At 69.9% G+C, this 4665-nt stretch carries 3 protein-coding genes, 2 tRNA genes and 1 pseudogene; 1 reads left to right on the top strand and 5 read right to left on the bottom strand.

Annotated elements, in window-relative coordinates; all coding sequences use genetic code 11:
* The 4 genes and pseudogenes from AC3WLN_RS23665 to AC3WLN_RS23650 form a co-directional block, all read right to left on the bottom strand.
* A pseudogene (locus AC3WLN_RS23665) lies at positions 1-328 on the bottom strand (DUF2497 domain-containing protein); the annotation flags it as partial.
* 246 nt (positions 329-574) lie between these two features.
* Positions 575-1969 carry a TolC family outer membrane protein gene (locus AC3WLN_RS23660; RefSeq protein ID WP_492485377.1) on the bottom strand — a complete coding sequence of 465 codons (1395 nt, stop codon included), beginning with the start codon at positions 1967-1969 and terminating at the stop codon, positions 575-577.
* Between the two features lie 300 nt (positions 1970-2269).
* Entirely contained in the window at positions 2270-2920 is a 651-nt protein-coding gene (locus tag AC3WLN_RS23655; protein WP_492485375.1) for a protein-L-isoaspartate O-methyltransferase family protein, read from the bottom strand.
* A 295-nt stretch (positions 2921-3215) separates the two neighbouring features.
* Positions 3216-3289, bottom strand: a tRNA-Cys gene (locus AC3WLN_RS23650).
* A gap of 275 nt (positions 3290-3564) precedes the next feature.
* Between AC3WLN_RS23650 and AC3WLN_RS23645 the strand changes: the two genes are divergently transcribed.
* A tRNA-Asn gene (locus AC3WLN_RS23645) sits at positions 3565-3640 on the top strand.
* Positions 3641-3890: 250 nt separating this feature from the next.
* Here the strand turns inward: AC3WLN_RS23645 and AC3WLN_RS23640 are convergent.
* The gene (locus AC3WLN_RS23640; RefSeq protein WP_492485373.1) at positions 3891-4532 is read right to left on the bottom strand and encodes a DedA family protein; all 642 of its coding nucleotides are present in this window, start codon (positions 4530-4532) and stop codon (positions 3891-3893) included.
* Between the last annotated feature and the right edge of the window lie 133 nt (positions 4533-4665).

Here is a 4665-nt window from a genome sequence, read left to right as displayed (position 1 = left end):
AGGCGGGGGACGGCGGCGGGAGCGGCTCGAAATCCGGCTCGTCGTCGTCGAAGGAGATCGCGTCGAAATCGATCTGCCCGTCCTCGATCGGCTCCTTGCGGAACGCGATCTCGGGCTCGTCCAGGGGCATGGGCTTGCGTACCGGCTGGGCGACCTCGGCGAGGTCCAGCACGTCGTCGTTCTGGGGCGGGGGCGCGGATTTCTGCGGCGCGGCCACCTCGGCCTTGGCGATCTGATCGTCGGCGATGATGCGCCGGATCGACGCCAGGATCTCCTCCATCGAGGGTTCCTGGGCCTTGTCCGACGCCTTGGGGCTCGCTGCACTCATCCGGACGATGCTCGGGATCTGGGGGAAACGGTTTCGGAATGCGGCGAGTATTTCATGCCCCCGCCCCGACACAAGCGCCGGCCGCTGTGCGGCACGGGATAAGCTCACGCGGCCGTGAGACTCCTGTGTGCGACGTGACCGGGCGCCTCCCGACCGAAGAAACCGCGCCGATGATCGCCCCGGGCGAAGCCGCGACCTCCCGTGAACCGCGGCCCGCCCCGCGTCGGAGGCCGGGGTCGCCGGGCCTCAGCGACCGTCGGGCGTGCGCACGCCGTACCAGAGGTCCTTGACCTGATCGAAGTGCTCCTTCGGGCTGTAGATCGCCACCGGCAGCGCGGTGAAGCGCACCGTCAGGCGGCCGATCGCCTGCACGACGCCGTAGGAGAAGATCACCCGGTTGCGCTGGGCGATGATCAGGTTGGTGCGGGCGTTCAGCAGTTCCTGCTGCGCGTTGAGCACGTCGAGGGTGGTGCGCTGGCCGACGCGGGCTTCCTCGCGCACGCCGTTCAGCGCCACCTCGTTGGCCTGCACCTGCGCCTGCGAGGCGATGACCTGTGCCTTGGAGGCCTCGAGCTGGCCCCAGGCCGTCACGATGGCCGAACGGACCTGATCCCGGGTGTCCTCGGCATCGAGGCGGCGCTGGCCGGCCGTCTCCTTGGCCTGGCGGATCTGCGAATAGGTCTGGCCGCCCTCGTAGAGGGGGATGGACAAGCGGCCGACGATCGAGGCGCTGACCGCGTTGTCGCCGGGGAACTGGGTGTCGTAGCGTTGCTGCACCGAGCCCTGCAGGCCGGCGGTCGGGTACAGGGCGCCCTCCAGCACCTTCACCTGGGCCTCGGACACGTCGACGAGGTGCAGGGCCGAGAGGATCTGCGGATGCTCCTTCAGGCCGATGTTGATCGCGGCATCGAGGCTGCCCGGGACGTAGCGGTCCAGGGGCCGTCCGGGCGCGAGCTGGCGCGGCTCGACACCGATGAAGCGGCGGTAGGTGCCGATGCTGGCCCGCAGGGTCGCCTCGGCGCCGCTGACGTCGGAGCGGGCGCCGGCAAGGCGGGCCTCGGCCTGCGCCACGTCGGTGCGAGTGACCTCGCCGACGTTGAAGCGGTCGCGGGTCTGGCGGAGCTGCTCCTCGAGCACTTCTACGTTGTTCCGGCGCAGCTCCAGGTTCGCCGTGTCGCTCAGGACCGACATGTAGGCCTGGGCGGCGTTGAACAGCGTGTTCATCTCGGTGGCGCGCAGCGCCTCCCGGACGCGGAGCACGTCGGATTCCGCCTGGCGGGTCTGGTTGTCGGTGCGAAAGCCGTTGAACAGCGTCTGGTTGACGGTGAGGCCGGCGCCGCCGGGCTTCGTCACCTGGTTGAGCTGGAAGCCGGAAGCCCGGCCCTGGGTCTGCGTGAGGCCGATATCGGCATCGAGGCTGACGGTGGGGCGATAGCCGGACTTGGCCTGGGCCACGCTCTCGTCCGTGGCGCGAACGCCGGCACGGCCGGAATTCAAGGTCGGATTGGCAGCATAGGCCCGCGAGAGCGCGCTCTCCAGCGTCTCGGCGCCGGCCGGGCTCGCGAGAGCGAGGGCCAGTGCGGCGAGGCCGGCCGGCCGAAGCCTCGTGCGCATCGCAGGTTTCGAATCTCTCACGCTCATCAACCCTTGCGGTTTTTCGATGAACCGGACGACCACGCGCAGTGGCCGCCGCGCCTGGGCGCGATCCCGGATAGCCCGCCTCAATGCGGAGACTACTCGACCTTGGCCGTCAGAGCACCGGTTGGTTCCGGTCCGCTGAGAGAATCGAGAGGGGGTGCCGCAAAAAAGCGACACCCCCGAAGGCTTAATCCCCATGCCGTAGGCGCCCGCATCCGCGGGCCGCCTTGCGCCCCGTGGCGCTCCGCGCGGCCGGTGCGGCGCCGCGTGATCTCAGAACGCGAAGTCTCAGAACGCGAAGGTTCAGAACGCGAAGTCGGCCTCGGCCGCGAAGGCGCTCAGGGACGGGAGGGCGGCATCGAAGAGCGGACGCGACCCGAAGGCGTCGCCGGCCCGCACGAACAGGGTCGCCTTGGCGGCCCGCTCCCGGCCCATCACGCAGACGAGGCGGCCGCCGTCCTTCAACTGGTCCAGCAGCGCCTGCGGGCGGGTCTCCACCCGGCCGTTCACCAGGATCGCGTCGTAGGGCGCCGTCTGCTTGACCCCGGCCTCCAGCGGCCCCTCGACGACGGTGACCTGATCGAGGCCGGCGAGGCGCTCGCGCGCGCCCGCGGCGAGCTCGCCGTCGGATTCGAGGGCGACGACCTTCGCGCCGAGGCGGGCCAGGATCGCGGCCGCGTAGCCGTAGCCGGTGGCGACATCGAGCGCCGCCTCCCCCGGCTGGATCGCCAGGGCCTGGGCCATGCGCGCCAGCAGCATCGGCGCCGGCATGGCGCGTCCCGCCCGGCCGAGCCGGAGGGTCTGGTCGATATAGGCGAAATCCTCACGGCCCGGCGGCACGAAGCGCTCGCGGGCGACCTCTCCGAAGGCGTCGAGGACCGGGACGTCGTTCACGTCGAAGGTCCGCAGCTGACAATCGACCATGAGGCGTCGCGCCTGCGCGTAATCGAGCATGGATGCCGTCTTCCCTCGACCCTGGGCCGGCGCCGGGCGCCACTCTGTCCTTCCGGGCGGCCGGACGGCCACGCCGAAGCTTGCGGGTTGTCGTGGATCGATGGCGAAAACGCAAGGTTCCCGGAGGCGCGGCGCTGACAGGCGGCGGCCGGCCTCATCCGGCGCACCGAGGCCGCCTCGGGCCCGCTGACGGGGTGACCCGCTCCCGGGCATGACCCATCCGGATCAGGGCTGGTCAGGACGATGTCTCGTCGGGACGGGAGAGAAGCCGGATCGGTCCGGCGCGGGATGATGTTGGAGGCCTCGGAGGGAATCGAACCCCCGTACAAGGATTTGCAGTCCTCTGCGTAACCACTCCGCCACGAGGCCTCTGTCGCAAAGCCCCGAGGGGCTCATCCGGCGACCCCCGTCCGGGCGGCCGGCTCGGGGAGAGCGGTCTCTAGCAGAGCCCCATGCGAAAGGGCAACGGCCTTTGGACGATCTCGAAAAAAAGGATGCGGACCCGGACGGGGTCCGGTTCGCGAGCCCGGGGGGCTCGTCGCATCCGCGCCGGCGGCGGGACAAAAAATGTGACGGAATCGTCAAATCACCCGCCCGGACACTCTTGCATCCCGGCCGAGCGCTGTGTAGACCCCCGATCGCGGTCCCCGATAGCTCAGTTGGTAGAGCAAGCGACTGTTAATCGCTTTGTCGCAGGTTCGAGTCCTGCTCGGGGAGCCAATTCTTCTTCAAGACATCCTGGCGGCCCGCTAGACTTGGGCGCTGCTTCGCTGGAGCGGCCCGCGAGGCTCGGATGATCTTGGGATGCGACCCCTCCCCTCGGGTGCATCCGTCCCGCGACCCGTCCGGTTTCCGTCCATCCCGAACCCGTTCGCTCGCCATCGCCCGGATGGCGGCCTCCGCACACGCGAGAAACCCACCGCTCCCCGAGGAGCGGCGGGTTTCTCGCGTGTGCGCCGGTGACGGCCGGTCAGGCCAGCGGGCCGGGGATCGCGCTCTCGGCCTGGGCGAGCAGCCGGGTCTCGTGCTTGCGCACGAACAGCCACAGGGCGAGGCCGCCGAAGATCACCACCGCGAGGAGCGCCAGGCCGACGGGACCCGCGACGTGCTCGATGGAGCGGCCGCAGACATAGGAGCCGAGGCCCATGATCGTCGCCCAGGCGACGCCGCCGAGGCCGTTGAAGATTAGGAAGCGGCGGGCATCGAGGCGGTTCACGCCGGCCAGGACGGCCGCGTAGGCGCGCAGCATCGCGGTGAAGCGGCCGAAGAACACGATCTTCCCGCCATGTTCGCGAAACAGATACTGCCCGAGCTTCAGCCGGCCGTGGTCGAGGGCGATGAGGTGGCCGTAGCGCAGCAGGAGCGGCATGCCCCAGCGCCGGCCGACCCAGTAGCCGAGATTGTCGCCCAGGATCGCGGCCGCCGCGGCGGCCAGGATGATCAGGCCAATGTGCAGCTGGCCGGTGCTGCCGGCATAGACCGCCGAGGAGATCAGGATCGTCTCGCCCGGCAGGGGCACGCCGGCGCTTTCCAGGGCGATGACGACGAAGATCGCGAGATAGCCGTAGCTCGCGATCAGGTCGGCGATGGGCAGGTTCGAGAGAAAGGACATCAGCATTCCCGCATCGATGATCCCGCGACACAGAACGGGGGATCGTGGCGGGAGCGGGGCTCGTCCGTGGCGGGGCTCGTCCGTGGCGGGGCTTGGCCGCGAGACACGGAGACTTCGTCATGCGGTCGAGCGC

It is taken from the genome of Methylobacterium sp. FW306-05-D (assembly GCF_058782155.1).
The sequence above is the reverse complement of the archived record's forward strand: the minus strand, read 5'-3'. Positions and strand labels throughout refer to the sequence as shown.